The organism is Oleiphilus sp. HI0061 (genome assembly GCF_001635675.1).
This window is the reverse complement of record NZ_LWFE01001811.1, coordinates 1-1,215: the sequence shown is the minus strand read 5'-3', so window position 1 is coordinate 1,215 and position 1,215 is coordinate 1. Positions and strand designations below refer to the sequence as shown.

At 45.8% G+C, this 1,215-nt stretch carries 2 protein-coding genes and 1 pseudogene; 1 reads left to right on the top strand and 2 read right to left on the bottom strand.

All coding sequences use genetic code 11. The features are described 5' to 3' along the window. Positions 1–290 (top strand): annotated as a pseudogene (locus tag A3735_RS27625) (hypothetical protein); the annotation flags it as partial. 17 nt (positions 291–307) lie between these two features. Here A3735_RS27625 and A3735_RS27620 read toward each other — a convergent pair. After that, positions 308–631, bottom strand: a complete 324-nt coding sequence (locus A3735_RS27620; RefSeq protein WP_068516741.1) for a DUF2288 domain-containing protein — start codon at positions 629–631, stop codon at positions 308–310. A 167-nt stretch (positions 632–798) separates the two neighbouring features. Next, positions 799–1,215: WSD1 family O-acyltransferase (locus A3735_RS27615; RefSeq protein WP_156499972.1), on the bottom strand; the 417-nt coding region annotated here is incomplete at its 5' end.

Below are 1,215 nucleotides of genomic sequence, written 5' to 3'. Positions count from 1 at the left end.
AACTGGGTAGTTACGAACTAGCAAAATCCGAGCACCGGTTAGAACTGCTTACCAGTACCGAACCCTGCGCTATGTGCCTGGGAGCAATCCCCTGGTCAGGTATTCATCGCGTCGTCTGTGCGGCAACAGGCAAAGATGCCGAAGCGATAGGCTTTGACGAAGGAGATAAACCCAATGCTTGGAAAGCGGGTCTTGAAAAAAGAAAGATAGAAGTAATAACTGAAGTCTGCCGAGACGAAGCCAAAGCCGTACTAAACAGCTATGCTAATAAAAATGGACATATTTACTAGCATTCTCAGAACTAAGTTTATTTAGAAACCGCCTGGACTAGAATCCAAGGTTTAATCACTAAAGTCCACAGTTCGGCATCGGCCTCATACCAGGCTAAGGCCTGATCATCTGAAACCTGGGCAACCTGCCCCGAGGCTAGCCATTCCTTGAAGATCGGAGCATTATCTGCCGCAAACTGCTCGCCCACCAACAATAGATCAAGACCCGGAGCAACGTATAGCACCATGCCCGAGGCGAAGAAAGTCTGTAGCTCGCGCCAGGGAGCTCTAGCAGTTTCCAAGTTGAGTTTATGCTTAAGTGGAACTTGGTCATTAGCATTGAGTGACGGACTATCGGACATAAGCTACCTAACTTTACTTTCAAAGGAGTTTCGAACAGCAAGCTTTCGTCGCTCGCAGCCTTAAAGCAGGTAATGATACTGAATTTACACTAGAAGTATCCAGTAATAATGAACGATTCATATACTGGATACTTTTTAGATCCTAACAAACACTCAAGGACTGCTAGTTACGAGGCCATCACAGGCTGAACAAGGTCTTCAATATAACTTGATACGATGTCAGTACGGTGCTTCTCGAGCTGTTCAACAAAGTGCTTCACAATACGCTCAGGGTTAGGGAACAGCTTTGCATCGCCAACCAAACCAAACTGAATTTGCCCCGCATAGCTAATGATGCTCAAACCTAAACCGATATCACCCGTCTGGGGAACCCAGAACATCTGCTCTTTAATCTCAGCCCCAGCTAGGTAGCGAGTCTCTCTAGAACCAGGCACATTAGATAAGACAGCGGAGGTTTTGTTACCAAAACTTTCCAATAGGGTTTTCTGAACATTTTTAGGCAGCATGCCTGCCGCATAAAGAATGCCGTAGGACAAAGCTGGTTGAAGAGACTGTTTCAAAGAAATCATGTCATGCTTAATCTT